This is a genomic window from Moorena sp. SIO4E2, from assembly GCF_010671945.1.
Classification (GTDB): Bacteria; Cyanobacteriota; Cyanobacteriia; order Cyanobacteriales; family Coleofasciculaceae; genus Moorena; species Moorena producens.
Map to the genome: position 1 here is coordinate 1 of NZ_JAAHIE010001298.1, position 1,251 is coordinate 1,251.

The following is a 1,251-nucleotide window of genomic DNA, read 5'->3' on the forward strand; positions in this document are numbered from 1 at the left end:
AATATTCACAGCCATCTGACAAACCAGTAACTTGGGTCGAACTAGGGAACTGGCTCCTATTCCACACCTAGTTCAGGGAAGGTCAACGGAATTGAGTTGCCTTGAGGGCAAATCCGACTCGAAGGGCCTGTTCTATGTGCTGAACCCTTTGGAGTTTTCCAGGGTTTTGATCCTGCCGATACAACTTGTCTAAGCCAAGAATGAACACAGTGAGTATGATTAGTGTAGTGGCCAAATTGCGAGCAAATAGTAAATCGAACATGACTATATCCTGAATGTGTCAATCCCTGGGCATTCTGAGCTCCATTGCCCATGATTAAAAATTGTGAAGTGCCGATGTTTAATTTAGGGTTGACGCTCAGGTGTACTGTTTTGGTTGTTGTGTAAGAATTGAGAGCAATCGCTACAATTGGTGAAATCTGGTGAAATCTCGGAAATCTCGTCACTTACTAGTAGCTTCCTTTGTCCCGTGGCTGAATCTTCCCATGAATAGCAGTAGAGTGGGCATCCTGCCCGCCCGAAAATATCTTGAAACTGGCAAGATGCCAGTTCCACCAAGATGCCCATTCCACCTCACTCTTAAAATCATTCCATTATTAAGCAATGCTTTCGTTGTCGCTGGCGCTGTCTTGGGCTGTACCCACCAAGTTATACCGACCACACCAGCGTCAGATGCTAAACCAGTGATTAGCAGATCTGTTACTGATCTAATTCAGATTGAACCCTTACCGATTGCTACCAAGTATAGGAATCAGTGGACTCCTGAATTGGAATCAGAATTCTGGGTGCGAGCCAACCAGGCAATTCAGTACTACGATGGGTTAGGTTATGGCAACAACTACGGGGAAAATGAGAAGCGGTCTTATCCCTATGCCATGTTTGATTTTATTGTTGGCAATCGGGACAAAGCCCTAGAGTTTCTGCAATCAGAAGATGCCCAAGCTCAAGATAACCAACACACTAAGGGTATTGACTACTATTACGCTTTCACCCTCAAGGGACAAATCCGAAAATACTTCTTCTTTGGGCAATTTCTCGACCCGACCTACAAACAGCGAATGTTTGACGGTGCCAAAACCTGGACAGAAACTGACCCCAATGGGCGTCCTCACCCCATTTATGGTAAGGGAAAAGGTGGTGATGGTTGGGGACCGGATGTGCGAGGAAGTTGGGTGGATGGACGCAACACGGACAATCTCCGGGCAATGCGAGAGATTTCCGTTTATCTGATGGCGGAGGAAACCGGAAATG

1 protein-coding gene and 1 pseudogene are annotated in these 1,251 nt (G+C 46.2%); one reads left to right on the forward strand and one right to left on the reverse strand.

Features of this window, described 5'->3' with window-relative positions; all coding sequences use genetic code 11:
• Positions 1–82: 82 nt before the first annotated feature.
• A complete protein-coding gene (locus F6K37_RS43125; RefSeq protein WP_071103626.1) occupies positions 83–262 on the reverse strand; it encodes a hypothetical protein in 180 nt (59 codons plus the stop codon).
• A gap of 160 nt (positions 263–422) precedes the next feature.
• On the opposite strand from F6K37_RS43125, the pseudogene F6K37_RS43130 reads away from it, so the two are divergent.
• A pseudogene (locus tag F6K37_RS43130) lies at positions 423–1,251 on the forward strand (hypothetical protein); the annotation flags it as partial.

Excerpts from the sequence above, each read along its gene's own strand:
- F6K37_RS43125 (WP_071103626.1), bottom strand. The coding sequence starts at position 262 with ATGTTCGATTTACTATTTGCTCGCAATTTGGCCACTACACTAATCATA.